We start from the raw sequence: 26,185 nt of genomic DNA on the forward strand, positions 1-26,185 counted from the left end.
TTAATGATCCCGCCCCGTAGGCGTGCTGCGTATTCTACTGATTTCACTCCCTATGTCAAACACTTTTTTCATTTTTTTTAAATGTTTTCTTTTGCTTACCCACTAATAGTCCATCTCGATTTACTCATGCCCATTTTGGACATTTTTTGTTTTTATGACTTATGTAAATGCCCTTTTTTTTGAGTTAGACAAGAGCATGATGATCAAAATCTCATTTCATTTTTTGGTGTAGAACATATTATTATATATAAGACTTGTTAAATGATTTCTGTGCTTAAGTGAGGGGTACTACTGGTTGTTTCGTTCGTAGATATAAAAGGTCATATTAAACTTGTTTTTTTCGTCATGCTCTCTGTACTGTTTCTCCTTACAATGCCATATCGATATATCAATCTCAGGAAAGAATACGTCTGCAGTAAATTGATGATGAATGCGAGTGATATATAAACGATTTGCCTTGTTCATTGCCTCTGCGAATAACTCTGCTCCGCCGATAATCATAACTTCAGGAAATTCCTTAGTTTGAGCAAGTGCATTTTCCAAAGAATCACAAATTACAACTCCTTCAATTGGAGGTGAACTTCGACTTAAAACAACATTTAGCCTTCCAGGCAAAGGTTTTCCTATGGAAGCAAAGGTTTTCCTTCCCATAATAATAGGTTTACCCATGGTTATTGATTTGAAATGTTGTAAATCGGCAGGCAGGTGGCAAAGTAATTGGTTATTGAGACCTAATCCTCCAGTCTCATCTATTGCGGCAATTAAACTTATCATGATCCCATCCTGGATAAAGCCATGGTCTTAGCCATGTCGACAGCAGCAAACATTGAGCCAGAATCCAGCAAATTCTTCCCTGCCAATTCCAAAGCTGTTCCATGATCTACCGAGGTACGTATAATTGGTAATCCTAAAGTCACATTAACTGCATTATGAAAATCAGCATACTTAATTACTGGTAGGCCTTGGTCATGATACATTACCACATAAACATCACAATTGTTTAAATGATTCTTAATGAACATAGTATCAGCAGGTAAAGGTCCTTGAACATTAATACCTTTCTTTTTTAATAAAGACAAGGCAGGAGCAATTACTTCAATTTCTTCACGTCCCAAATATCCAGATTCTCCGGCATGCGGATTTAAACCAGCCACTTTAATACATGGGTCTTTAATATTGAAGTCTCTAATAAATGATTGATGTACTTGAGTAACAACATTGATAATTAAATCTGAGGTAATTGCTTCGGGAACCTTACATAAAGGAAGATGAGTAGTAACCAAAGCAACCTTCATCTCGCCACAAGCCAACATCATAACTACATCATTTACTTTATAGTATTGTGCAAGAAACTCAGTATGCCCACTAAATGGAATACCTGCTTCATTAATGTTTGCCTTGTGCACTGGAGCTGTAACTAATGCGGAGAATTCACCACGCCTGCATAATAATGCAGCCTTATCAAGTAACTCAATAACATAAGCAGCATTTTTAGGATTGAGGTATCCACTTTGGACTTTGATAGGGCAATTGACTGAAAGTACTGATAAATGACGCGGTTTAGGCTCAACAACTTGCCCGTTTTGATATGAAGTAAAGCAAATATTTAGATCTAATTCTTTTGCCCTGGCTTCTAGGACAGATTGATCACCTAAAATCACTAATGGAAAATCATATTCTGCAAGAGCCAGGCATAAATCTGGACCAATTCCCGCCGGCTCTCCGCTACTAATGAGCAGTGGCTTCACGCGAGATCCTTTTCGATAATATTAACGTACGCATCTGAGCGTATATGTTGCTGCCAATTTTGTACTGCTTCTGCGAATTTGCGTTGTTGTAAAAACTGTCGGACTTGCTGCTTTTTAAAAGCGTCTGAATCATCTTCCTGCTTACGACCAAGTACTTGAATAATGTGCCAACCAAATTGCGATTTAACGGGAGGACTAATTTCATTTACAGCCAACTTATCCATAACTTTCTCAAACTCAGGAACTAATACTCCGGGTGCAACCCAACCTAAATCACCACCTTTAATCGCACTGGCTGAATCCAAGGAATATTGCTTTGCCATTAATGCAAAATCCTTACCTGCTTTTACTTGTTGGTAAATGTTATTCACTTGTTTCTTTGAATCCGCAGGAAGCATGCTTGGATCAGGTTTTAAAAGAATATGACGAACATGGGTCTTTGTAATAATATGGTGCTGATTTTCACCACCAATGGAAACTAGTTTAATTAACTGAAACCCATTGCCTGCACGTAAAGGACCAACTACCTGCCCCGCTTTCATGTTCACGACTTCTTTTGCAAATAATTCGGGCAATTCAGCCAAATGACGCTCCCCTAAATCTCCGCCTTCCAGAGCAAATTCTCCACTGGAGTTTTCTATAGCCAGACGGCTAAAGTCATCGCCTTTCTTTATTTTCGTCAATAAAGATTCTGCTTTACTTTTGGCTTTCTTTACTTGTTCTGATGTCGGTTCTTCATTTAGTGGAATAACTATATTTTGTAAGTGGTAAGTCAGCGCTGTACGATCGACTATGCCTCCTTCTGTTTTCAGATACTGCTCCACTTGTTCATTCGTCACCATAGCGTCTCTTCCTATCGCTTTTTGCTGTAGGTGTGTCAGAAGCATCTCTTTACGAATGTTTTCTCTATATTCATTCCAGCTCATACCTTGTCGAGCAATTTCTTCGCGTAGTTGAGTAAGAGTAGCATGATTCACCGTAGCAATTTTTTCAATTGCTTGGTTTAGTTCTGTGTCATCTACAGTAAGACCATGTTGTTTTGCCATTTGCAGTTGCACATTCACATCAATTAAGTGCTGAAGTACTTGTTTTCGCAACACTGAGTCCACTGGAACCTGCATTTTTTGAGCAAGAATTTGTTTTTTTGTTAATTCAACTTGTTTGTTGAGTTCGCTCTCCGTGATCACTGCATTATTAACGACTGCAACCACCTTATCCAATAATTGTTTTGCCTCTGCCACACCTACGCTAGCAAACAATATGCATACAAGGGCTATTTTTTTATACATGCCTTAATCCTTACTTACTTTTTTTCGAGCAATTTAGGTTATTTTTATCCAAAATACAAGCGGCTTTGTTTTCCACTATTTTATTTAACTATGAAATGGATCATTGTATCCTGGAATATAAGTATTCAACACACTTCCAGGATCACTATTTGCTACTGATCCTAAGCCTTTTAATAAGATTTGCAAATAGATATTGTTATTATATTGGGGCGAAAACTCCGAATTTAAACTTTTAAAGGTTCTTCCAGCCAAAATTCGTACGGCCCAACAGCAACTATCATATTGCATACCCAACAGTGACATCATACTGTAATCCTTACTAATGTTGTGGCTGTAGGCACCAAGCGTACTCCATCGATCACTTATTGGCCAGGAAACAGAGACCGTCCCTTGATGTAATGCATTATCTACCCCGGCATTATTCCTAACAGCTGTCACATCACCATTAACTAAATAACTGTAGCCCACATTAATAATTGCATTTGGTTTAGGTTCATAATGTAAATTTAAACCACCATTGTTTGTCGCAGATGTAGCTGGGTCCCAAACATAATCGCCAAGGACTTTTAACAGAGGGCTGAAATGATAAACCGCTCGTGAAGCTATTGGTGAAACCCCATAAAATGGAGACAATTGTCCAATTTCAAAAGGACTTGCAACACAAAAACCAGTTGGGCTGCGGCATAGTTGTACTTTTCTATCCGAAAAATATTTGATTTGCCCAATAGACAAACTGGCAAACTCAATTCCTGTCCGTTCTGATAGCCAGCGCGAAGTCAATGCATAAGATAATTGATTTGCATCACCAATTCGGTCAAACCCTGAAAAACGATTGGTTCTAAAAAGTTGGTCAAAATTAAAAATCATATTCGCTGTATCATAAATAGGTAGCTGGTTTTGATTATAAAAAGGTACATACAGATAAAATAAACTGGGCTCTAAAGTTTGGGTATAGGAATTTCCCATCCAATTAAAGTTTCGATCGAAAAATAAGCCGCCATGAGCACCGAAACGTGGGATAAAGCGATTATAGTCAGTGTGTGTATCATTCCAATTGTTCTGAACTTGGTAATAATTTTCTACGAACTCTACTGATGGGGTGATGAATCCCCAACTGCTTCTCTGTGGTAAGGAAAGCACTGGATTCACATGAAATCGGGGGCCTTGGGGCATTTCTATTCCCGGGAAAGGAGCTCCTCCAAAAAGTTGGCCGGTTTCTAAAGCCTGATCTATTCCACGAGCTTGCAGTTTTGCTGTTGGCCAAAAAAACTGATCATACTGTCCTGTTATGTTTAAATTAGCCTGTGCAGGCAATTCATAATAGTATCCACGAGCATACAATTGCGGTAAACGTTCGTATTGATCAGCAATGGGAGTTTCATTAATCGGATGTAACGTTTGAAAACTTTGAACCATACCTCTAAAAGTCCAATGCTCTGTTGCATAGGTTAAATCTGCTTGACGCAATAACTGTCTCTGCGTAATCAAAGCCAGATTAGTACTAAAATCCTGAAAGTAATAATCATCTGAAACTTGTTGAACATTCACATTTAAGCGCAAATCAGGATTAAATTGCGTGGTATCAAGAAAACCAAAAAGCCATCGGTTGGTTGATTTGCCTTTCAACGAAGGGAATTCAGCTGCATGACTGTTCAAGAAATTCCGGTACGCAGCATCATCCGGCAGAAAATTACCCGTCACTAGACCTACACTGTACGGAGTTAAATAACGAAACTCTCCACCCAACATCACATTACGCTCTGTATAAACATGTGGTGTTAAAGTCAAATCATAGTTTGGTGCAATATTCCAATAATAAGGAATCCCTAGATCAAAACCTCCTACATTAGAATATCCTGTTAAAGGCATTAAAAAACCTGATTTACGTTCTTTGGTTGTAGGAAAGCTCAAATAGGGAACATACAGTATTGGCCAATCACGGACGCGTAATTTAACATTTCTAGCAACACCTACTTTTTTCTTATTATCAATAACTATAGATTTAGCCTCAATATCCCAAGCCTTATCTTGTGGTGCGCACGTGGTATAAGTAGCCTGACGCAGTAAGTAGTCTGAATTGGCAAAACGCTGCATAAGACTTGCTCGTCCCCATGCGGGTAATAAAGCGGCATGTTTCTTGATGTTAAAACGATAAAGTACATCTTCAGTTTGACCTGATTTATCTTGAGGATTAATTGTTGCTTTTCGAGCAATCAATAATTTATCAGGTTCCAGGTAATGGACATTACCTAAGAATTCAATTTTTGTAATCTGCTTACTTTGTGGATCTCGATATACATATGCAGTTTGCGCGTTGACTATTCTTTGGTCTTGCTGAATTTCTACATGCCCAGTCAACATTGAAGGTTTGTCTTGATAAAACGAAACGCGATCTGCCATGATCCTTATTTCATCAGGTGAGGCCAGTGGTGTAACTGTAATCGGTTGATACGAGCCACGACAAATGGGAGAACTTTGATCTGCATGCCATCCCAAACATTGAGCAAACTTTGCTCGTATCGCATCGGTTAAATCAACATCACGTGCTATAACACACGCTTGGACAGGTTCATTAATTAAAGAAGCCGAATAGGCCAACGCATGATAAATTACCATGAGTAAAATGAGCAGTGTCGTAAAGATGCTCATCAAGAACCATTTAAATGAAATCTTGTTCACAGGTAATAAAATGCCTTATTATGCACACAAAAATATGTAACTACTTACTTTTGATCGCCGTACTCGCATTAAGGATCATGCGGGAGAGATCTCACAACCCTTATCCTCTCTTATTTATTGGAGCGGGGGGCTTAGTATTAAGTTACAACCAGAAATATTGATGGGGAAGTATACCATGCATGAAAGAGAAAACGCACTGAAAGAATGGTTAATTCATACTCTAAAGCAACAAGATTTTCAGTTAACTCCATTGGCTGGGGATGCCAGTTTTAGAAGATATTTTCGCCTTCGATATAATGGACTAACTCAGGTTGTTATGGATGCACCGCCAGGAAAAGAGGATTTAAAACCTTTTATACATATTGCAAAAACACTAGAAAAAGCTGATGTCCATACCCCAAAAGTGCTTGCAATGAATTCTGCTGAAGGGTTCTTGCTATTGAGTGATTTAGGAGATGAACTTCTTTTGAATGCCCTTCACCCTGAAACAGTAAATGGTCATTATCATCAAGCCATAAAAACTTTATTTAAAATTCAAACGTGCTCGATTAATGATCCACTGCTTGCTCCGTTTGATGAAACACATATGCTCAAGGAAATGAGTTTATGCCCTGAATGGTTTTTTAAGACCTATCTTGCTTTGAATCTCAATCAAAACGAATACACCTTAGTTCAACAGACTATGGAATGGATTGCCGAAGAAGTAGCCCAACAACCATTAACGTTTATTCATCGTGATTATCATTCTCGCAATCTGATGCTCTTACAGAATCACTCAGAACCCACCTTGGGAGTGATTGACTTTCAAGATGCAATGCGCGGCCCATTCACTTATGACTTGGTCTCTCTTCTCAAAGATTGTTATATTTCCTGGCCGCGCAGTAAAGTTTTGGAATGGGTCGAATTTTTTTATACTCAAAGTACGTTAACTAAGGATTATTCTTTGCCTGAATTTATCCGTGCATTTGATCTTTGTGGTTTACAAAGACACTTAAAAGTTTTAGGAATTTTTTGTCGCCTGCATTTACGAGATCACAAACCTGGATATCTTAAAGATTTGCCTTTAACTTTGAACTACGTGCTTGAATGTGCCGAAACTTATGAAGAGTTACATCCATTTTACCAATTTCTGCAAATGAGAGTTTATTTACCATGAAAACTGCGATGATATTGGCTGCTGGCCGTGGCGATCGATTGAAACCAATTACCGATGTGACGCCAAAAGCTTTGTGCGTTGTTAAAGAAAAACCGTTAATAGAACATCATGTTATGAATTTGGCAAAAGCAGGTTTTGAGCGATTAGTAATTAACCATGCCTATCTTGGAGGAAAAATTCGTCAGCACTTAGGAAATGGAACTCATTGGGGAATTGAAATTTGTTACTCACCCGAACCTCCTGGAGGATTAGAAACTGGCGGCGGCATCGTCAATGCATTGCCGCTGCTGGGTGATAAACCCTTTATTACAGTCAATGCTGATATTTATACCGATTTCGATTTTTCTCAATTACAGCTTGAAAATACCCATTCAATTCATGTGGTTTTGGTAAATAAAAATCCTTCTCTTAATCATCACGGGGACTTTGGGTTAATCAATCAAACTCAGCTATCTAATACAAATCCGGAGTATACTCTTGCAGGGATCTGCTGCTATCATCCACAAGTATTTACTCACTGCAGACAAGGACGCTATTCAGTCGCACCATTAATCCGGCAATATGCGGCACAAAATAAAGCAACTGCCAGTGTTTATAGTGGTTTGTGGTATGACATAGGGACTCTAGAAAGACTCCGCGCTGTGAATCAAATTTAAGAGAAGCAATTCTTCAAAATTTTAAAGAGATACTGGTAGTACAACCTCATTCAGTATCTCTTTAGCCCCCAAAATCAGATTTCGTTATATGGTGCGGAACACATTGCAACTACACCAGGAAAACGCTCCGAGCTAAGAGCGTCCCATACCACCAGTAGGTTGAACTTCCTCTTCGGCCTTTTCCTCGAACTTTTCTTCCTCAAAAATTTTGTCAATAGCTTTTTTCTTGGCTTCTTCCTCTCTATGTCTGGCTTCTTCCATTCTGTGTTCGCCTGGATATTCACGTTGTCGAGAGACGAGCTCCGTGCCAACTTTTTGTTCCTTTAAATAGTCCTTATATTCTTGTGCCGAGTTGGATAGTAACGCTTCCACTTCATCCACTGTCATTTTATTTCCCGTTTTTTGTCCCTGTGCATTCATTTTAAAGAAATCACCATTTTCTGTTATAACATGATGTTTGTTCGCTAACCATGCATTAAACAAACGATCTAAAGTGTCTACAGTTTCATCATCTAAGTGAGGAGCTCCTTTATCAGTTGAAGCATATCCACGTACAAAATGCCCGGTCTCGCTGATAGCAAAATCGAATCGAATTCCGGGATAATTTTTTTTCACTAATGAGTCAGCAGCATTTTGCGCGATCGCCTCATGCATGTATTCAATGTTAGAACTCTTCGGTTCTATACCAGACCAAACTTGCCTGTCTGGTGGATATTTAAATGCCACAAGTACAGCAAATTCATCTACTGCTTTTATTATTTGTTGTGCAACTTCCATTGCCTCTGGTGTTTTATTTATGTATCTTGATTGTGCAACTCTTTCATGAACTCTTTTGCTTAAATATTGAGCGACTTCTGGTGACGTTTCCGCCATTTTCATTGCTCTTAAAAGATCCTCTCTATTTGGCAATTGTACATCTTTAGTGGATGTTATGGGTGAAATTGTTTTAGCTTCCATAAATTAAACTCTCTGCAAATTCAATTATCGTGTTTACCTACATTATAGCAAATCAGCGTAGTGTATAGGAGCGTAAGCTTTTTTGCGCCCCGTTAAAAATTTGTAAAATATCCCATATATTATAACTTGCTTTCTGGATACTGTGGACAAGCTAAGGTCGAGAGAAAAGCTTGTCAGGGAAAAAACTTAAGGACTAATAGATAGTCCTTAGGGCATCAACCTTATGAATGAAGAACATCATCATGCATAAATGGTGACTTAATTTCATCAATAACTGAGTTAAATGTTTGGTTTTTCATTGAGTCAAAAGTAAACTCATCAACCAAAATAGCATCCCAGCGAGCCGCCTCAGTTGCGAGTAACGCATCCATTTCTTGTTGGGTTAATTCATCCTTTTCAACTTTTTCTTTTAATTTGCCCTTTAATTTACCAAATTTAACTCGTTTCAAATCACCCACTTTTTTGGCGAGTTCATCTGTTTGAATGATTTGCTGTAAGGCATGCTCCACTCTATCTATTGGTTGTTTTGGATCACCACTCAGATAAACGATTTTCTTCAACCGGTCGCGATACTGATTATTCTTGGACATCAAATGTGCTAATTTTTGGTCCATTTTATCAGTGGGATAACGCATTGTTTGTCCAAACGGAAATGCCAATATGCGCGCGAAAAATCCCAAAAATCTTGATGGGAAATTGTGACAAAATGCGATCATTGCTCTTTGTGCGTGATAAAAACAATAAGAAACAGCCCATTGAGCATGTAACTGATCGTCTGAAGTTTCTCCATTCAATTGCACGTTCCGCAAAACAGCCATCGCCATATAAAGGTAGGACATTCCATCAGCAAGACGTGCTGACAGACGTTCTTTACGTTTCAAATCCCCTCCCAACACAATTAAAGCTAAATCTGCAAGCCATGAATAAGCATGACTTAGGCGCGCCAGCCGCTTATATTCACGTTTCATTTTAAGATTTGGTGCACTAATAAATATCCCGCCTGTCCACGCGGAACAAATTGTTTTAGCAAAATTCTGCATGAAATATTGAATATGTTTCCAGACTACCTCTCTGAAAGCCTCTTTATCCTGCTTGGAAATAGCATAAAACTCATTGCGTACATAGGGATGACATGCCATTGAGCCTTGCCCAAAGATCAACAAGTTTCGTGACATCACATTTGCTCCTTCCACAGTAATGGAAATAGGAACCCCATTATAAAAATTAGTCAAATAATTTCGTGGACCAACTACTACAGCACGTCCTGCATGTATATCCATTGAAGAATTAACCACTAATCGTGCCAATTCAGTATTAAAGTATTTAGCAATTGCCGAAGCGACAGAAGGTTTTTTGTGCTCATTTACGGCCGCTACTGTCAGTAATCGATTTGAATTAATTAAGTAATTTAAACCGGCGATCTCAGCAAGTTTTTCTTCAACTCCCTCGAACTGGCCAATTTCCACATTAAATTGGCAACGTACACGCGCAAAAGCACTGGTTGCCAAATAACAAGACGAGGAAGTGCCTGCACCAAGTGCAGGTAAAGAAATTGAGCGACCAATGGATAAACATTCAACCAACATTTGCCATCCACCGCCAATGCGTTTCTGTCCTCCAATCACTGTGGTAATGGGGACAAAAATATCTTTCCCACGAATTGTACCGTTCATAAATGGTTGATCAGAAGGTAAATGACGATTTCCAATTTCTAGATTTTTAGTATCACGTGGGATCAACACACAAGTGATTCCTTCTACTCCTTCTCCTTGCAATAGGCCATCAGGGTCTTTTACATTCACGGCAAGGCCAATCAGTGTTGCCACTGGCGCTAAAGTAATCCAGCGTTTGTCTAATGTAATGCTTAATCCAAGCACCATTTTGCCATCTACTTTCTTTTTCATAACGATGGCAGTGGATTGAATGGAAGTTGCATCACTACCAGCTCCTGGTTCGGTTAAAGCAAAGCAAGGGATATCAATACCTTTTGCAAGACGAGGTAAATAATGAGCCTTTTGCTCCTCTGTACCATAATAATTGATTAATTCACCAGGGCCTAAGGAGTTAGGTACCATAACAGTTACTGCGGTGACTCCTGAACGACTGGCAATTTTCATCACCACATCAGAATGTGCGCGTGCTGAAAACCCTTTACCACCGTATTCTTTGGGAATTACTAGACCAAAAAAGCCATTGTCCTTTATGTAGGTCCAGACTTTTTCTGGTAAGTCGCGAGCCTGGCTAATTTCCCATTCATCGATCAGTCCGCATAAAGTTTGTGTTTCATTATCAAGAAATGCTTGTTCTTCCGCAGAAAGTTCGGTAGATACATTTGCTAATCGGTCCCAATCCGGTTTTCCTGTAAAAATATCTTGTTCTAACCAAGTATCCCCTGCATTTAATGCCTCTTCTTCAGTTTTAGACAACTTGGGAATCGACTTAGCTACTTTCTTATAGATAAAATCTGCAATCGTCGCACGTAACGGTTCGAGATAAACTACAAGTAATGCCACAATAATTACAAGCCAAAGTATAAAACCGACTATCCACGGCAAACCAATTGCAAACGTCGCTACGATTAAATAAAAGACACTTCCCAACTCCCAAACTAATGGATTCATTGCTCTATAGAGAACAACTAGGGTAAAGATCAGATAAAGTAAAAAAAACAGAATGGCCATAATATCAATACCTTCCCTTGCTTTGCATAATAAAGGTGTAGTATATACTCTTTATTTTACGAGTAGCAATTCACCATGAACCAACGTTTGGTTTGGAATTTCGAATTTACCCCGAAAGCAAGCTTGCCGCTGTCAACTTTTATCGATGAAAAAAATGAAACCCTGAAATGGGAAAAGCGTTATTTTTGGCCGGACAGTGAAACCATTATCCTAAATACAATTGACAGTTCATTACTTGATTTAGCAAATTATAAGCAGAAGCATAAAGAAGATTATTATTATTTGTTGCCCGGCCACAATTACAATATCAAAAAACGTCATGAGCAATTGCTTTATAAACCTTTACTCCAGCACGCAAACCATGCTGCCGGTTTTGGTGCAAAAATAATCCTTACCCCACTTCAAGAGCAGCCGCTTCCTGCTGATTTACAAGAAATAATACATCATGTTGAAACTGAAGGGGTCGGAGTTTATGTTAAAAAAGAAGCGTTTATCTATAAATTTCCAACTACGCCTACAATAAAAATTGAACTCGCACGTCTTGAAGTTCTTCATCAAATCTATTTTAGTTTATGTATCGAAGGAAAATCGCTTCGCTTAGTAGAGACTATTTCCAAACACTTGCTGGATGGGCCCGTTTCCTGCGAATATGTAACTTTCCTGAAAAATTTATTGAAATTATGATAAGAACTCTATTCGATATTATCCTAAGCTTTGGAAAAATTGGCCTTATTTCCTTAGGTGGTGGTAATTCCATGTTAAAACTGTTGGAATATGAAGCCGTTGATTATCGGCATTGGATAGGGCAAGAAGAATTTATCGCCATGGTGGGTTCAAGTTTCATTTTTCCAGGATTAACCGGTGTTAAATTATCAGCGCTTATAGGGTATAAAGCCGCCGGAATCACTGGTTTACTGCTGGCAGTACTTAGTCTTAATTTACCAGGATTATTAATGGCCATCGCAGGCTATCAGTGGCTGACCAGTCACAATGGTCCTGGAATGCGTAAGATAATGATTGGCGTCCAATATGGTGCATTAGCCTTACTCGCTGCAGCAAGTTACTCAGTTGCGCAGGGAGTTGTGGGGATGTATTTCTCTATTCCAATTGCACTATGCTGTTTCATTTTTTTTCTTGCTCTAACTTTTTGGAATTTATCACCCTTTTATGGGTTTATAGGATTTATAGTCATTTGTTTTTTCCTAGTTCGTTAAGTAAAGTGAGATGTAGGACCTAGAATAATAACGTAGCCGTAAAAATAAATGGAGTTGCCTTGGAAACCGTGTTCGATAATCCAGAATATTATATCAATCGGGAATTTTCTATCATTGCATTTAATCAGAGAGTTCTCATGTTGGCCAAAGATGAACGCGTTCCTTTGTTAGAGAGAATGCGTTTTCTTAGTATTTGTAGTAGTAATCTTGATGAGTTTTTTGAAATACGTGTTGCAGGCCTGAAAGAAAAGATCGCCATGTCTTCGGGAAAATTAACTATAGATGGGCTACGTCCTGAGGAAGCATTTAGTCAAATCAGTCAACAAACACATAAACTCATCGACCAACTGTATTCCATATTTAATAAACAACTCCTTCCAGCTTTAAGCAAAGAAAAAATTTTTTTCCTCGAGACTGAGCAATGGACCGATGACATCCATTTGTGGGCAAAACACTACTTTAAACATGAGATTCAACCGGTAATCAGCCCAATAGCTCTAGATTTAGCCCATCCCTTGCCACAGCTAATTAATAAAAGTTTAAACTTTATTATTTCTTTAAGTGGTAAAGATGCTTTTGACCGAAATATTAATTACGCAGTGGTTCATGCTCCAAGGTCGATTCCTAGAATCATCCATTTACCATCAGAGTTATGCGGAGATTCTCATTATTTTGTCCATCTCTCTTCGATTATTACTACCCATGTAAATAGTTTATTCCCTGGAATGGAAATTAGTGGTTGCTACTCTTTTCGCTTGACTCGAAATAGCGATTTGTTTTTGCGAGAGGAAGAAATTGATGATTTGGCCAAAGCACTACAGCGTGAGATTTTTTCCCGTCATTATGGTCATGTTGTTCGACTTGAAATCGAAAAAAATTGTCCGGAAAAAATTGTTGATTTTTTGTTGCAAAAATATCATCTACGTCATGAAGACACTTATTATTGTGATGGGCCAGTTAATATACAACGTCATTTAACTGCCATTAACAGCATTGATAGACCTGATTTGAATTACCCACTTCTTACAGCGCAGTATCCTCAATTTCCTAAATCAGAACGTAATCTATTCAATGTGATTGATGAAGAGGATATTCTGTTGCACCACCCTTATCAAAGCTTTGAAGTAGTTATTGATTTCGTAAGACAGGCAGCAAGCGATCCCAATGTACTGGCAATAAGCCAAACTTTGTATCGTACTCGTTCAGAATCCGTGATGGTGGATGCTTTGGTTGATGCCGCCCACTCAGGTAAAGAAGTGACTGCCGTTATTGAATTGCGGGCTCGTTTTGATGAAGAATCCAATCTGAAATTAGCAAATCGTTTACATTCTGCAGGAATTCTGGTGCTTTACGGGGTTGTAGGGTATAAAACCCATGCCAAAATGACCCTAGTTGTGCGGAGAGCGCATGGCAAACTCAAGCGTTACGTCCATTTAAGTACAGGAAACTACCATGAATATACTGCAAAACGCTATACGGACTTAGGTTTATTAACTTGTGAACCTACAATTACTTCAGATATTCAAATCATTTTTCAACAATTAACTGGACTCGGTAAAGCGGTAAAACTCAAAGCAATAAGCCATTCACCTTTTACCTTACAAAAAACACTGCTGCAATACATAGAGCAATGTTCTGCGGATGCATTAAAAAAGAAAGACACCGAAATTCTCCTTAAAGTAAATGGATTAGCTGATAAAACCGTCATTCAAGCCTTATATAAGGCATCCCAAGCTGGGGTTAAAGTCAATTTGCTTGTGCGCGGAGTATGTTGCCTCAAACCTGGAATACCCGGTATTTCAGAAAATATACGGGTACTTTCTTATATTGGACGATTTTTGGAACATCATCGAGTGTTCTACTTTCGTGTCCAAGAAGAAGAATATTATTTTTGTTCTAGTGCCGATCTGTTGGAAAGAAATTTATACCATCGTATTGAAATTATGTTTCCTATTCTTGATGAAAACTGTAAAAAGCGAATCAAGCATGAAATTATTAGGAACTACCTTAAAGACAACAGCAATACTTGGGAAATGCAAAGTGATGGGAGTTATAAGCCATTAAATCAAGGCAGTATTAGTGCACAGGAAAAACTTATAAAACTCTATCAAGACGAGGAAAGTTCGATTTAACCAGAATAGTTAATAGCGAACAAATTGTAGCCTAGGTGTAGCGAAGCGGAACCCGGGATCTAAGCTCAAATCAGGATTCGATCCTGGGTTCCGCTTCGCTGCACCCAGGCTACAAGATGCCGTTATGAGTTCTTATCGAAAACAGGTTAATTGAGGATGGGCACCCAGTTGCAAATGCACCTCAGTCCCCAAAGGAATAGGATAATTAATAGGACCGTGACCTATTCCTGGGATTCTTAGTACTGGAAAAGCACTGCTCTCAGCAAAACGCAGTAAAATAGGCTCAATTAAAGAGGAACCATTGGGTTCAAGACCCTCAAGAAAATCGCCCAATATGATTGCAGCCGCATCAGTAAAAATATTTGCTTGCTGTAAATGCTCCAGCATTCGATCAACACGGTATCCTCGTTCACCAATTTCTTCGAGCAGAATAATTTTATTATGTCCATCCATTTGCCAACATGTACCAATTCCACATTGTATCATTGCTAAATTACCACCAGTTACCTGGGATTTAATAAACCCATCTTTTTTTGCATGCGTGTTAAGTGGAATTAAATTATTGAACTGAATGGGTGTATCACCAAACAAAATTGACTTTACCGCAGCAATTGACTCTTTGGAAAATTTATCAGGTGCGGCAGCACCATGTATTGTTGGCCAATCCCAGTGCTGTTGTAAATAGAGATGCAGGCAAGTAATGTCACTAATGCCAACAAATATTTTGACCATTTCTGGAGGATGAATCGTTGCTAATTTCGGGATTAGACGTGTGGAACCATAACCACCGCGCACACAAATTACTGCTTTTGTTTTAGGATTTAGGAGGGCGTTTTTTAAGTGTTTAAAACGCATTTCATCCGTATTGGCACAAAGTAAATCTCGAGCAAAAATGTCTTCCTGAACAATACAGTTTAATTCCCAAGACTCCAGTAACTCTTTCAGTTCAAACAATTGACTGTCAGTACTTCGAGATGAAGGTGCAATAATTTCTATAGAATCTCCGGGAGTTAGTACAGGTAATTTTTTCATTCTTTAGCTCTTAAAATTTCTTCCATTTGGATAACAGACATTGTACTGCAATTTTCTTAAGGAAAATAAGGTAAATTTTCTACAATTAATTTAGGCCTATCCCTTTAGATAAGAAGGGTTTTACTTAACTTTCCTGGCTCTTCACAAGCTAAGCGTGGCAATAAGTATCCCGGTAGGAGATTTTGCAATTGCTGATAAATAGATTGTACTGTCCCCAAAGTTAAATCAAAATGAGTCGCTCCTTTTACCTTATCCAATTTGTGTAAATAATAAGGTAAAACACCGTAAGCAAATAAAGTTTGACTTAAATCAGCCAAAATATGCGCATCATCATTGATTCCTGCTAATAGCACCGTTTGGTTCAACAAATAACATCCTATTTGTTGCAAATCATGAAGCACATATCGTACTGAATCATCCAACTCTTGTGCATGATTGCAATGCAGTACAATTACTTTATTGAATCGGTTATTTTTTAATAATGAAAGTAACCCTTGATCAATTCGTTCAGGAAAAACAATGGGAATTCGAGTATGGATACGTAAGGTATGCAGATGAGGAATTTCTTCCAATTGTTTTATTAGCTCAGTTAAAACCAAATCGGATGCCAACAAAGGATCGCCGCCACTTAAAATAACTTCAGTAATGCTGGGATCTTGGGAAATATAATCACAAATTGCTTTAAACCCATTCCGACCAGGGTTATTGTCTTGATATGGAAAATGTCTGCGGAAACAAAAACGACAGTTCACAGCACAGACACCGGTTAAAGTGAGTAAAACACGACCATAATATTTATGCAGCAATCCTCGAATTGGGCTACTGTGCTCTTCTAAAGGATCAAGACTGTATTCTTCACTGGTTTGTAATTCATTTTCAGTAGCTAAAACCTGGAGTAATAAAGGATCACGAGGGTTTCCTTTTTGCATGCGCATAGCGAATCCTAGAGGCACACGACTGGGAAATTGCTTTTCAGCATGTAAATTCCCAGTAGATAAGGGCAACTCTAAAAATGTTAATAATTCATGAACTGAAGCAAAACCTTGCCCCAATTTTTTTTGCCAACTTAAAGAGGTATCTCGCATTAATTACACAGACTTGATAAACTGTGCGAACTTTAACTAAAACCGAACAAAATCTCAACTCTGGAGTACTAATGGCAATTTATAGCACCAATGAATTTAAAAATGGCTTGAAAGTAATGGTTGATGACGCCCCATGTACCATTCTCGATTGTGAGTTTGTAAAACCCGGAAAAGGACAAGCCTTTACTCGCATTAAAATCCGTAACTTGAAAACAGGTCGCGTTGTAGAACGCACGTTCAAATCGAATGAAACCTTAGCTTCTGCTGATGTTGCTGATATGGAAATGCAATATCTTTATAATGATGGTGAACAATGGCATTTTATGGTTCCTGATAACTTCGAACAATATGCCTTGGGCAAAGAAGTGCTCGCTGATGCTGCGCAATGGTTAAAAGAGCAAGATATTTGCATCGTAACGCTTTGGAATAATGAGCCAATACAAGTTACTCCACCAAACTTTGTGATTTTGGAAATTACCGAAACAGATCCAGGATTAAAAGGCGATACCTCCGGAGGTGGTGGAAAACCAGCCATTTTGGAAACAGGAGCTGTAGTCCGTGTTCCTTTATTCGTACAGACTGGCGAGTTAATTAAAGTAGATACCCGTAAAGGTGAATACGTATCTCGTGCTAAAGAATAACTCAATAAAAAATTCCCCAAAAACTGGGGAATTTTAACTTAGATTTTTTGAGCTTGTTTTATGGAAACCTAATAAATCCAAAAAATTAATCAAAGAAATGCTGTTATAAAGTTTATAGATCCTCGCACTTTGAATACGAGGATCTGCTAATCAACTGAGTAAACTAGGTTACTCAGTTAATAAACCTGATAAGAATTATACATACCCCAGTAACCTACGTCTCCCAAATCGTCATAGCCATAGTAATAAGCATCATCATCATTGTAATAATCAATATCCCAGTAAGGACTGGTATGATAATACCCAACGGAATAAGCGTATGCAGGAGTATAGGTGGGAGTATAATAGACTCGTTCGGTAACACAGCCAGTTACCAAAACCATGGAACTAACCATTATTAAAGCAAGAATCAATTTGTTCATAATCCCTTCCTATTTATTGATACTTAAGAGATAAAAGCTTCTCTTAAAAATTACCATCGATGCCAACGATGCCAACGATGCCATCTATGCCATCTATGCCACCTATGCCATCTGTCCCATCGATGCCATCGATGCCATCTGTGCCAATAGGCATACTTTGTTCCTGCTGCATTGGGTAAATTATTATTAACTACTGAGGCATCTGTCCTTAGTGCTGGATTCTCAAGAGCTGAGGGTAGAGCCGAAGAAGTAGCAGGCAACGAAGTTAAAAGAAGAGGGGTACTTAAGACTACGGAAATAATTAGTTTTCTCATAATAGCCTCCGGACTCTTATTCATAAAATCTAATTATGGTAGCTTAAGTATAGAACATAATTTAATTAAAATGGTTATTTATTGCAATAAATGATTTATTATAATACAGGTGACAGCTTCCCGGATCCTGAGCCTCTTTCATTATCCACTCTGGAGGTTTATGTAGCGCTTAAGGCGACCTACTAAGCACATAGGTTTGCACACCACGCTCCAAAACAACCTCCTAATCTGAAGCCATTAAATGGTTCAGTCGGGATAAGTTATCACCTATATGTATTAATAATAGACCACAGAGCTCGCATGTGTACATTTTTTGTACAATGTTTGCTTATTTCTTATCTCGGTATAAATGATTAGCAGAGGCTTGTACTGTAGGCATTATCGTCATTTCTTCGATATCCATATGTTGTGGACGGGTAATACAATAGACTATGGCATCCGCGATATCCTCGGCCAATAAGGGTTGAAAATCCTGATAAAACTCTTTTGCTTTTTGCTTATCATTCCATCGTACTTCACTAAACTCAGTTTCTACTGCACCTGGAGCAATTTCAGTAATACGAACTGGTTTACCAAGCATATCCAGTCTCATTGATTTTGAAATAGCATGCACTGCATGTTTCGTTGCACAATAAACATTACCATTTGGGTAACACTCATGTCCCGCAATCGAACTGATATTTACTACATGACCACGACCTCGCTCTAACATCCCTGGAATCAACGCACGACTGACATAAAGTAGTCCTTTAATATTGGTGTCAATCATAATGTCCCAATGTGCTTCAATTCCCTGCTGTAACGGTAAAGTATCCAATGCCAATCCTGCATTGTTAATGAGAACATCTATAGCCTGCCACTGACTGGGTAAAGAACTTAATTGTTTTTTCACTTGTTGATGATCACATACATCTAAAGGCAAAACATAATGTTCTTTACCATAATGTTGACTTAGCTCTTTTGCTAACGCATCAAGACGCTCAGTACGTCGAGCACAGAGTATTAACCGTGCCCCATGTTTTGCACATAAACGAGCACAAGCTTGCCCAATTCCACTCGATGCTCCGGTGATTAAAATAATTTTATTCGTTAAATCATTCATCGCATGCCCCCAATTTCTCACAATTGCGAAATGTTTCTGTTGATTAGAGTCTGCTTACAATTCGCTAGCTTGAGTCAAAATGGCGTGATTTTCGGGTATCGAAGCGCAGCATACACAAAATATATGAGCATCGGAGCACAGAAAATCAGGGCAGTTTGACCAAGAGAGTAGAAATGTAACCAGACTCTACTTAAATTTAGAAAAAATACAATAAAATAATAAAAATATTTATCGCAGAATGAAGTACAGAACTTTTTCGTGCATGGTTTTGTAATAGACTGAAAGTAAACTAATTGTGTCTAAGAAAAACCTAACTTCGCTGCAACAATTCCATCACTTCATCGTCTGTAGTTTGTGCAAAATCATTGTACCACAACCCTACTGCGTAAAAATTATTTGGGCGCATTGGGCAAATAAGCTCGTCAACTAAAGGAGCGATTTCATCACAGGTCGAACGCGCAGCAACGGGGACTGCGACAATAATTTTTGCAGGTTTTTTCTGTTTCAGTGCTGCAATTGCTGCACGCATTGTATAGCCAGTTGCAATGCCATCATCTACAAGAATTACAGTTTTTCCAGATAACTCAGGAAAAGGCCTCTTGCCACGATAAACCAGTTCACGCCGTGACAATTCTTCTTGCTCTGATTTCTGAATTTTATCAATCGCATCTTGTTGTATATGAAGCATTTGGACTACTTCTTCATTAAATACGGCGATACCTCCAGAAGCAATAGCTCCCATAGCCAATTCTTCATGACCAGGAACGCCCAGTTTACGTACAATAAAAATATCGAGTGGAAGCGATAACTTGGTCGCTACTTGATAGGCTACTGGAACACCACCTCGAGGCAATGCCAATATAATCACATCAGTCCTTTTCGCATAATTCTTAAGCAAATCCGCTAGAACACTACCAGCTTGGTTTCGATCCACATAATTCATGCCATATTCTCCAAAACGTTCCATCACTTGAAGTTTAGTTCATTCTTCTTTATGCCTCAAAATAATGTGAATACATGACATGGTTAGCCTTAATTGCCCTTTTTCCTTCACTTATTAACATACTGTGACCTCCGAAATATATTTATTTCGCTGTGCTATATTTTAACAATCAGCTGTTCTCAAGGAGGAAATAGCAATGAATGTGACGGAAAAGATCATCAAAGCCCATCTTCTTGAAGGCAAAATGGAACCAGGAAAAGAAATTGCCTTAAAAATTGATCAAACGCTTTGCCAGGATGCAACAGGAACCCTGGTTATGCTTGAATTAGAAGCAATACAACTTGAACGGACTCAAGCGGAGATTTCCGTTCAATACGTAGATCATAATCTTATTCAAGAAGATAATAAAAATCCCGATGATCATCTCTTTCTTGCTAGTGCAGCACGACGTTTTGGCTTTTATTTTAGCCGACCTGGGAATGGCATTAGTCATGCAGTACATATGCAAAATTTTGGCAAACCGGGTAAAACACTAACCGGATCAGACAGCCATACTTGTGCTGCAGGCTCTCTAGGAATGATTGCAATCGGTTCCGGTGGATTGGAAGTTGCGATGGCTATAGCAGGTTATCCACTGTATATCAAAATGCCTAAAGTTATGGGTATTCATTTAACTGGTACATTACCCAAATGGGTCAGCGCAAAAGATGTTATTTTAGAAATGTTGCGTCGTTATGATGTAAAAGGTGGAGTGGGTTACATCTTTGAATATTATGGCGAGGGATTAAAGCATCTAAGTGCTATGGATCGACACGTAATTGCCAATATGGGTGCTGAATTAGGAGCAACCACTACCGTATTTCCCTCGGATGAAATCACTAAAGAATTCTTGCAAAGTCTATGTCGTGAAAAAGACTGGCTGGAATTAAAAGCAGACAAGAATGCATCCTATGATGAACATGCAGAAATCAACTTATCTAAACTGGTACCACTCATTGCAAAACCTACAAGTCCAGGCAATGTAGTCCCAGTTGCTGAAATAGCGGGAGAGGAAGTGTATCAGACCTATATTGGCTCCTCTGCCAATCCAGGGTATCGTGACTTTGCAATTGCAGCTGAAATAGTAAAAGGCCGAACCATTCATTCCAATGTGTCATTTGATATCAACCCCACTTCACGAACCATCTTAGAAGAGTTGGTACGAGACGGACATTTAGGAAGTCTCATTCACTCTGGCGCTCGCATTCATCAGGCAGGATGTAATGGATGTATTGGGATGGGACAAGCGCCTGCAACAGAAAAAAATAGTTTACGCACTGTGCCAAGAAATTTTCCTGGACGCTCAGGAACTGATGAAGATAAAGTTTTTCTTTGCAGCCCTGAAACTGCTGCGGCGTCCGCATTAACAGGAGTGATTACTGATCCTACAACCTTGGACATGCCCTATCCAGAAATAAAAATACCCAAGAAAAGGATATTAAATTCTGCCTGCTTTGAGGGACCGTTACCTTTAGAAGAGGCGAAAAAAATAAAATTAGTAAAAGGTCCAAACATAATAACTTTGCCAGAATTTGAACCGCTGCCCCACTCATTGAAAATACCAGTATTACTTAAAGTAGAGGATAATATTTCAACAGATGAAATTTCTCCTGCTGGAGCTAAGGTTCTTCCTTACCGTAGCAATATCCCTAAAATTAGTGAATTTACCTTCGGCCATGTCGATCCGGATTATGCAGAGCGGACCCAAAAACATAAAAAAGGTCATGTGATCGTAGGCGGAGAAAATTACGGTCAAGGCTCTAGCCGAGAACATGCCGCTTTAGCGCCTCGATATTTAGGGTTACGGGTAGTCATTGCCAAAAGTTTTGCCCGTATTCATTGGCAAAATTTGATCAATTTCGGCATTTTGCCTTTAGTTTTTAAAAATCCTAAGGATTACGACGCAATCCACTTAGATGATGTCGTTGAAATCAAAAACTTACCTGACATTCTGGACAAGGAATCATTTAAAATAAAAATAAATAATAAGGATGTAGAAGTGGAGCAAACCTTGTCCAAACGACAAATCGAATTGCTCGTTGAGGGTGGATTAATTAATTGGGTGAAAAAAGATTTGAAAAAGAAACACAAGAATAAATAAACCACTCGATATACTGGATCAAATTAATCTAGCTTGGATGTAGTGTAGTCTTGTACCCTGGGTGAAGGCAAAGCCGTAACCCGGATTTCGGTAAAAAATCACGCTCCTATATCCCGGGTTTCGCTGCGCTGCACCAGGCTACAACGATCGCAAGTAACCTAAATTTTCTTTAAAAGATTGCATTTAAAGACAGTATCTACAATTGATATCATTGTTAATCAAAATTTAATTTAGGTCCTAACGGTACGATTTGGGTTGGGTTTATGGTTTTATGACTAAAATAATAGTGTTGCTTAATATGTAAAAAGTTTACCGTTTCACTTACCCCAGGATGGCAATACAGTCGCTCCAAATAAGGCTGAAGCCCCTCATAATCACAAATTCGTTGCTGGTTTGTTTTGAAATGGCTGTAATATACGGCATCAAAACGTATCAAGGTCGTAAAGAAACGCCAATCCGCCTCTGTTAACTGCTCTCCTAACAAATATTTTTGCTTGCGTAAGCGCACATCCAGTTCATCAAGCAAAAAAAATAGTTGAGCATATGCCTCTTCATAGGCCTGTTGCGTTGTCGCAAAGCCACAGCGATAGACTCCATTATTAATTGCATGATAAATTTGGTCATTCAATGCATCAATTTCTGGACGTAGCAGTTCTGGGTAAAAATCTTGATTATCACCAGTTAAATGATTAAATGCCTGATTGAACTGACGAATAATTTCTGCTGATTCATTATTAACAATGGTTTTTTCTTTTTTATCCCATAAAACAGGTACGGTTACTCTGCCCGTGTATTTGCTATCTGCTTGCACATAAAGTTCATATAAATAATTCAGTCCATAAAGCATATCTCCAGTAGCTCCCATCCCCTTTTTAAACTCCCATCCCTTTTCAAGCATATGCGGATGCACGATAGAGACATCAATATAGTCGTCTAGTTTTTTGAGTTTTCTGAAAATCAAAGTACGATGCGCCCATGGACAGGCAAGCGATACGTACAAATGATAACGCCCCTTTTCAGCAGGGAAACGCGCATTGGAATCTTTACTGATCGCAGCATGAAATCGGGTAGGTTCACGTTTGAACGCACCTCCCGTTTTAGAAGTGTCATACCAAACATCATGCCATTGACCATCGACTAAAAGCCCCATGATTTTTCCTTATGAATTCATTTTTAAATTACTCTAAAAAAAGTGCCTATTCACCAACTGCTTTTTTCCAACAATCATAGATTATGCTATGCTATGATGCATTATCGCTATCATTTTTAATTGATTAATGAATAGAAAAATAATTTGTGTCGGTGGCATCACTATTGATCGAAAGTTAACTTCAGCCCATCAACTGCAATTAAGAACGTCCAATCCGGTTTCATCCATTTCAACTTTTGGTGGTGTGGCACATAATGTAGCCAAAAATCTTGCTTTGCTGACTGACAATATTCATCTCTACAGCGCGGTAGGCCAAGACAGCTGTGGACTGGAGGCACTGGCCCATTTAAAAAACCTGGATATCCACATTCAAAATGTTCTCACCATCCAGAATAAGCCTACCGCTCATTATGATGTTATTCTTGATAAAGAAGGAGAGTTGTTTCTTGCTTTAGCGGATATGGACATTTTTGACCATGTTCCTTTTAACCAATTCACTCAATCCTGGAATGAATGGGATAATGAAGAAATTGTTTTTTTGGATACCAATTTGCCACAAGCAATTATCGAATATGCAATTCAAATAGCAGGTACTCAAAATATAAAGTTATGCATTGACCCTGTCTCTATGATTAAAGCAAAAAAACTACCCTCAAGTCTGGAACATGTTTTTTTACTGAAACCTGATCGCTTTGAAGCAGAAGCATTGACTGATATACGTATTCATTCGGTAACTGATTGTATCAAAGCAGGTCAATTATTATTGGATAAAGGAGTTAGAAACTGCATTATCAGTTTGGGTAAATCAGGTTATGTACTTGTTAATGAAACCATACAAAAACATTTTCCAGCGTTTTTTATTGATCCCATAGTTGATGTGAGTGGTGCCGGCGATGCATTTATTGCGGGTATTCTTTATGAATTAAAACAAGATACTCCAATGCTTGACGCATGCCAAACAGGAGCTGCAATGGCGGCTTTAACCGTACAATCTTGCCATACAGTAAACGAACAAATTAATCGCCATACATTAAAAAATATACAGATAACACATACAGTAAGAGAAACAGATCATGCAGCAATTTTTTGATTATTCCCCGGAAGTAAAATTAGCCCTTGAGCATAAAAAACCGGTATTAGCATTGGAGTCCACCATCATTTCTCATGGCATGCCCTATCCTGATAATTATGAAACAGCTCAAGCCGTAGAGCAAATTGTTCGTGACCACGATGTAACGCCAGCAACCATTGCAGTGATTGATGGGAGAATAAAGATTGGTTTAACCGCAAGTGAATTACAACAATTTGCATGCAATAAGGATGTTTTAAAAGCAAGTCGACGCGATTTACCTTTCATTGTAGCCAATAGACATTCTGCTGGAACTACTGTTGCAGCAACCCTATTTTGTGCGGCTAAGGCAGGGATTAAATTATTTGCTACTGGCGGAATTGGTGGCGTCCATCGAGGTGATGCGCACGATATTTCCGCTGATTTAATTGAAATTTCAAGAACGCCGATTGCCGTCATTTGCGCTGGTGCAAAAGCAATTCTTGATCTGCCGCGTACCTTAGAATTTTTAGAAACGATGAGTGTGCCAGTCATTGGTTATCGTACTCGGGTATTACCTGCTTTTTATACTGATGCGACTCATTATCAATTATCAACCTGGGTAGATGATATACCAACCCTCGCTAATATCTTAACCGCTCATTGGGAAATAGGTATGTCTTCTGGTGTCTTAATCACCAATCCTATCCCTACAGAATTTAATATCCCCATGGAGATCATCGAACCCGTAATCAGGAATGCCATACATAAAGCGGAGCAAAATAATATTTCTGGAAAAGAGTTAACCCCTTTTCTATTGGCAGAAGTTTCTCAACTAACTCAAGGCAAAAGTTTACTTGCCAATATCGCTTTAATCAAAAATAATGCCCGCCTAGGTGCTGAACTTGCACGCGCTATTTTTTAGTTCACCCCTCATCCGCCCTAACGGGCACCTTCTCCCCCAGGGGGAGAAGGGAAATTCTAGTTAATAGTAGTAGCCATATAAGTAGCAATTGCATCAGATTATGCGTTCTTTCTTATAAATAATAATGTGAATCCCCTCTCCCTCTCATTGGGAGAGGGGCAGGGGTGAGGGTCCCTCATCCGCTCTGACGGGCACCTTCTCCCCAGGTGGAGAAGGGAAAATCTAGTTAATGGTACCTTTAGCCATATAAGTTCCAATTGTATCGGTTGTGCGATCTCTTGCGACTAAAAAACCTGATTCCGATGCTGAATAGTTCATATCAAGAGGATTACAAATCATGGCTCGAATTAATCTAGGGCCCACTCCCGGCATGCCTGCGTGCATGACTTTTTTATTGTCAATGAGCAATACATCCCCTTTTTTCCATAAGCAGGATGAATAATAATTTCGCATTAATTGGGCCAGCTCCTTAACTTCTTTATTGTTAAAACAACTTCCTACTTTCACTGTATTCGATAAAAAACGCTTCGCATTCCTGCTTGCTTTAAAATTAGAGAATTTGGTGCGCAAAATTTTATAGGAATTCTTTGGTGAATTAAAAAAAGAAATAAAAATCATTGCGAGTTTCTCTATCGAATTAAAAACTTGGGTTGGTAATTTCCAAAAAAAACGATGCCAAAACCAAGTCTTCCCTTTATAGTCTTTTATAAAGCATTTTCTTAGTTCATAATTCAGCGTAGCAAGCTCAAACATATTGATCTGTAACGCTTTTTCTTTGGTAATCGGATGTTCTATTACCCTGGCGTCTAAAAGTTATTGATTTTATGTGATATTCTACGCGCTTTTGACTAAATCAATTTGTTGAGATGAG

23 protein-coding genes are annotated in these 26,185 nt (G+C 38.7%); 9 read left to right on the top strand and 14 right to left on the bottom strand.

All coding sequences use genetic code 11. The annotated features are described in order from the left end of the window. Window positions 1-288: 288 nt before the first annotated feature. The 4 genes from Lstg_RS12850 to Lstg_RS12865 all read right to left on the bottom strand — a co-directional run bounded on the left by Lstg_RS12850 (window position 289) and on the right by Lstg_RS12865 (window position 5,686). Complete coding sequence (locus tag Lstg_RS12850; RefSeq protein WP_058478090.1) at window positions 289-774, bottom strand: dihydrofolate reductase; 486 nt, start codon at window positions 772-774, stop codon at window positions 289-291. Continuing rightward, window positions 771-1,748 (bottom strand): 4-hydroxythreonine-4-phosphate dehydrogenase PdxA, encoded by a 978-nt coding sequence (gene pdxA, locus Lstg_RS12855; RefSeq protein WP_058478091.1) that lies wholly within the window; start codon window positions 1,746-1,748, stop codon window positions 771-773. Before pdxA ends, Lstg_RS12850 begins: the two co-directional genes overlap by 4 nt. After that, on the bottom strand, window positions 1,745-3,037 hold the full coding sequence (locus Lstg_RS12860) for a peptidylprolyl isomerase (RefSeq protein WP_058478092.1): 1,293 nt from the start codon (window positions 3,035-3,037) through the stop codon (window positions 1,745-1,747). The genes pdxA and Lstg_RS12860 overlap by 4 nt, the downstream gene beginning before the upstream one ends. Window positions 3,038-3,121: 84 nt before the next feature. Then, the gene (locus tag Lstg_RS12865) at window positions 3,122-5,686 is read right to left on the bottom strand and encodes an LPS-assembly protein LptD (protein WP_058478093.1); all 2,565 of its coding nucleotides are present in this window, start codon (window positions 5,684-5,686) and stop codon (window positions 3,122-3,124) included. A 205-nt stretch (window positions 5,687-5,891) separates the two neighbouring features. Here Lstg_RS12865 and Lstg_RS12870 point away from each other — a divergent pair, with 205 nt between their 5' ends. Then, window positions 5,892-6,872, top strand: coding sequence for an aminoglycoside phosphotransferase family protein (locus Lstg_RS12870; RefSeq protein ID WP_058478094.1), 981 nt, complete (start codon window positions 5,892-5,894; stop codon window positions 6,870-6,872). Beyond that, the gene (murU, locus tag Lstg_RS12875; protein ID WP_058478095.1) at window positions 6,869-7,528 is read left to right on the top strand and encodes an N-acetylmuramate alpha-1-phosphate uridylyltransferase MurU; all 660 of its coding nucleotides are present in this window, start codon (window positions 6,869-6,871) and stop codon (window positions 7,526-7,528) included. The genes Lstg_RS12870 and murU overlap by 4 nt, the downstream gene beginning before the upstream one ends. Before the next feature lie 132 nt (window positions 7,529-7,660). On the opposite strand, the gene Lstg_RS12880 is transcribed toward murU, so the two are convergent. Both Lstg_RS12880 and Lstg_RS12885 read right to left on the bottom strand, forming a co-directional pair. Beyond that, the gene (locus Lstg_RS12880; protein ID WP_058478096.1) at window positions 7,661-8,485 is read right to left on the bottom strand and encodes a hypothetical protein; all 825 of its coding nucleotides are present in this window, start codon (window positions 8,483-8,485) and stop codon (window positions 7,661-7,663) included. Between the two features lie 221 nt (window positions 8,486-8,706). Further along, complete coding sequence (locus Lstg_RS12885; RefSeq protein WP_058478097.1) at window positions 8,707-11,166, bottom strand: acyl-CoA dehydrogenase; 2,460 nt, start codon at window positions 11,164-11,166, stop codon at window positions 8,707-8,709. Window positions 11,167-11,241: 75 nt separating this feature from the next. On the opposite strand from Lstg_RS12885, the gene Lstg_RS12890 reads away from it, so the two are divergent. The 3 genes from Lstg_RS12890 to ppk1 are packed head-to-tail and all read left to right on the top strand — an operon-like array spanning window position 11,242 to window position 14,512. Continuing rightward, complete coding sequence (locus Lstg_RS12890) at window positions 11,242-11,850, top strand: hypothetical protein (protein ID WP_058478098.1); 609 nt, start codon at window positions 11,242-11,244, stop codon at window positions 11,848-11,850. Then, window positions 11,847-12,380 (top strand): chromate transporter, encoded by a 534-nt coding sequence (locus Lstg_RS12895; RefSeq protein WP_058478099.1) that lies wholly within the window; start codon window positions 11,847-11,849, stop codon window positions 12,378-12,380. The genes Lstg_RS12890 and Lstg_RS12895 overlap by 4 nt, the downstream gene beginning before the upstream one ends. 59 nt (window positions 12,381-12,439) lie before the next feature. Then, window positions 12,440-14,512 (top strand): polyphosphate kinase 1, encoded by a 2,073-nt coding sequence (gene ppk1 / locus Lstg_RS12900; RefSeq protein ID WP_058478100.1) that lies wholly within the window; start codon window positions 12,440-12,442, stop codon window positions 14,510-14,512. Between the two features lie 132 nt (window positions 14,513-14,644). Here the strand turns inward: ppk1 and Lstg_RS12905 are convergent, their stop codons facing one another. Both Lstg_RS12905 and epmB read right to left on the bottom strand, forming a co-directional pair. Continuing rightward, a complete protein-coding gene (locus Lstg_RS12905; RefSeq protein WP_058478101.1) occupies window positions 14,645-15,544 on the bottom strand; it encodes a S66 peptidase family protein in 900 nt (299 codons plus the stop codon). Between the two features lie 104 nt (window positions 15,545-15,648). Next, window positions 15,649-16,629, bottom strand: a complete 981-nt coding sequence (gene epmB / locus Lstg_RS12910; RefSeq protein ID WP_058478102.1) for an EF-P beta-lysylation protein EpmB — start codon at window positions 16,627-16,629, stop codon at window positions 15,649-15,651. A 71-nt stretch (window positions 16,630-16,700) separates the two neighbouring features. Between epmB and efp the strand changes: the two genes are divergently transcribed. After that, window positions 16,701-17,270 carry an elongation factor P gene (gene efp, locus Lstg_RS12915; RefSeq protein WP_058478103.1) on the top strand — a complete coding sequence of 190 codons (570 nt, stop codon included), beginning with the start codon at window positions 16,701-16,703 and terminating at the stop codon, window positions 17,268-17,270. A 176-nt stretch (window positions 17,271-17,446) separates the two neighbouring features. Here the strand turns inward: efp and Lstg_RS12920 are convergent, their stop codons facing one another. The 4 genes from Lstg_RS12920 to Lstg_RS12935 form a co-directional block, all read right to left on the bottom strand. Further along, window positions 17,447-17,692, bottom strand: a complete 246-nt coding sequence (locus Lstg_RS12920; protein WP_058478104.1) for a hypothetical protein — start codon at window positions 17,690-17,692, stop codon at window positions 17,447-17,449. Between the two features lie 50 nt (window positions 17,693-17,742). Further along, entirely contained in the window at window positions 17,743-18,006 is a 264-nt protein-coding gene (locus tag Lstg_RS17730; protein ID WP_133129220.1) for a hypothetical protein, read from the bottom strand. Window positions 18,007-18,334: 328 nt separating this feature from the next. Continuing rightward, window positions 18,335-19,108, bottom strand: coding sequence for an SDR family NAD(P)-dependent oxidoreductase (locus tag Lstg_RS12930; RefSeq protein ID WP_058478106.1), 774 nt, complete (start codon window positions 19,106-19,108; stop codon window positions 18,335-18,337). A 310-nt stretch (window positions 19,109-19,418) separates the two neighbouring features. After that, window positions 19,419-20,051, bottom strand: coding sequence for a phosphoribosyltransferase (locus Lstg_RS12935; protein WP_058478111.1), 633 nt, complete (start codon window positions 20,049-20,051; stop codon window positions 19,419-19,421). 196 nt (window positions 20,052-20,247) lie between these two features. On the opposite strand from Lstg_RS12935, the gene Lstg_RS12940 reads away from it, so the two are divergent. Continuing rightward, window positions 20,248-22,191, top strand: coding sequence for an aconitate hydratase (locus Lstg_RS12940; RefSeq protein WP_058478107.1), 1,944 nt, complete (start codon window positions 20,248-20,250; stop codon window positions 22,189-22,191). Window positions 22,192-22,405: 214 nt separating this feature from the next. On the opposite strand, the gene Lstg_RS12945 is transcribed toward Lstg_RS12940, so the two are convergent. Beyond that, window positions 22,406-23,341 carry a glutathione S-transferase family protein gene (locus tag Lstg_RS12945; RefSeq protein ID WP_058478108.1) on the bottom strand — a complete coding sequence of 312 codons (936 nt, stop codon included), beginning with the start codon at window positions 23,339-23,341 and terminating at the stop codon, window positions 22,406-22,408. Between the two features lie 127 nt (window positions 23,342-23,468). Between Lstg_RS12945 and Lstg_RS12950 the strand changes: the two genes are divergently transcribed. Continuing rightward, window positions 23,469-24,431, top strand: a complete 963-nt coding sequence (locus tag Lstg_RS12950) for a carbohydrate kinase family protein (protein ID WP_058478109.1) — start codon at window positions 23,469-23,471, stop codon at window positions 24,429-24,431. Beyond that, a complete protein-coding gene (locus Lstg_RS12955; protein WP_058478110.1) occupies window positions 24,415-25,314 on the top strand; it encodes a pseudouridine-5'-phosphate glycosidase in 900 nt (299 codons plus the stop codon). The genes Lstg_RS12950 and Lstg_RS12955 overlap by 17 nt, the downstream gene beginning before the upstream one ends. 222 nt (window positions 25,315-25,536) lie before the next feature. Here Lstg_RS12955 and Lstg_RS12960 read toward each other — a convergent pair whose 3' ends face one another. After that, the gene (locus Lstg_RS12960) at window positions 25,537-26,067 is read right to left on the bottom strand and encodes a hypothetical protein (RefSeq protein WP_238585430.1); all 531 of its coding nucleotides are present in this window, start codon (window positions 26,065-26,067) and stop codon (window positions 25,537-25,539) included. Window positions 26,068-26,185 lie beyond the last annotated feature (118 nt).

It is taken from the genome of Legionella steigerwaltii, assembly GCF_001468065.1.
Lineage (GTDB): Bacteria > Pseudomonadota > Gammaproteobacteria > Legionellales > Legionellaceae > Legionella > Legionella steigerwaltii.

What these genes read in the sequence shown, in the direction of transcription:
- Lstg_RS12850 (WP_058478090.1), bottom strand. Translation starts at nt 774, where the DNA reads ATGATAAGTTTAATTGCCGCAATAGATGAGACTGGAGGATTAGGTCTC.
- Lstg_RS12860 (WP_058478092.1), bottom strand. Translation starts at nt 3,037, where the DNA reads ATGTATAAAAAAATAGCCCTTGTATGCATATTGTTTGCTAGCGTAGGT.
- Lstg_RS12865 (WP_058478093.1), bottom strand. Translation starts at nt 5,686, where the DNA reads ATGAGCATCTTTACGACACTGCTCATTTTACTCATGGTAATTTATCAT.
- Lstg_RS12870 (WP_058478094.1), top strand. Translation starts at nt 5,892, where the DNA reads ATGCATGAAAGAGAAAACGCACTGAAAGAATGGTTAATTCATACTCTA.
- murU (WP_058478095.1), top strand. Translation starts at nt 6,869, where the DNA reads ATGAAAACTGCGATGATATTGGCTGCTGGCCGTGGCGATCGATTGAAA.
- Lstg_RS12880 (WP_058478096.1), bottom strand. Translation starts at nt 8,485, where the DNA reads ATGGAAGCTAAAACAATTTCACCCATAACATCCACTAAAGATGTACAA.
- Lstg_RS12885 (WP_058478097.1), bottom strand. Translation starts at nt 11,166, where the DNA reads ATGGCCATTCTGTTTTTTTTACTTTATCTGATCTTTACCCTAGTTGTT.
- Lstg_RS12890 (WP_058478098.1), top strand. Translation starts at nt 11,242, where the DNA reads ATGAACCAACGTTTGGTTTGGAATTTCGAATTTACCCCGAAAGCAAGC.
- Lstg_RS12895 (WP_058478099.1), top strand. Translation starts at nt 11,847, where the DNA reads ATGATAAGAACTCTATTCGATATTATCCTAAGCTTTGGAAAAATTGGC.
- Lstg_RS12905 (WP_058478101.1), bottom strand. Translation starts at nt 15,544, where the DNA reads ATGAAAAAATTACCTGTACTAACTCCCGGAGATTCTATAGAAATTATT.
- epmB (WP_058478102.1), bottom strand. Translation starts at nt 16,629, where the DNA reads ATGCGAGATACCTCTTTAAGTTGGCAAAAAAAATTGGGGCAAGGTTTT.
- efp (WP_058478103.1), top strand. Translation starts at nt 16,701, where the DNA reads ATGGCAATTTATAGCACCAATGAATTTAAAAATGGCTTGAAAGTAATG.
- Lstg_RS12920 (WP_058478104.1), bottom strand. Translation starts at nt 17,692, where the DNA reads ATGAACAAATTGATTCTTGCTTTAATAATGGTTAGTTCCATGGTTTTG.
- Lstg_RS17730 (WP_133129220.1), bottom strand. Translation starts at nt 18,006, where the DNA reads ATGAGAAAACTAATTATTTCCGTAGTCTTAAGTACCCCTCTTCTTTTA.
- Lstg_RS12930 (WP_058478106.1), bottom strand. Translation starts at nt 19,108, where the DNA reads ATGAATGATTTAACGAATAAAATTATTTTAATCACCGGAGCATCGAGT.
- Lstg_RS12935 (WP_058478111.1), bottom strand. Translation starts at nt 20,051, where the DNA reads ATGAATTATGTGGATCGAAACCAAGCTGGTAGTGTTCTAGCGGATTTG.
- Lstg_RS12940 (WP_058478107.1), top strand. Translation starts at nt 20,248, where the DNA reads ATGAATGTGACGGAAAAGATCATCAAAGCCCATCTTCTTGAAGGCAAA.
- Lstg_RS12945 (WP_058478108.1), bottom strand. Translation starts at nt 23,341, where the DNA reads ATGGGGCTTTTAGTCGATGGTCAATGGCATGATGTTTGGTATGACACT.
- Lstg_RS12950 (WP_058478109.1), top strand. Translation starts at nt 23,469, where the DNA reads ATGAATAGAAAAATAATTTGTGTCGGTGGCATCACTATTGATCGAAAG.
- Lstg_RS12955 (WP_058478110.1), top strand. Translation starts at nt 24,415, where the DNA reads ATGCAGCAATTTTTTGATTATTCCCCGGAAGTAAAATTAGCCCTTGAG.
- Lstg_RS12960 (WP_238585430.1), bottom strand. Translation starts at nt 26,067, where the DNA reads ATGTTTGAGCTTGCTACGCTGAATTATGAACTAAGAAAATGCTTTATA.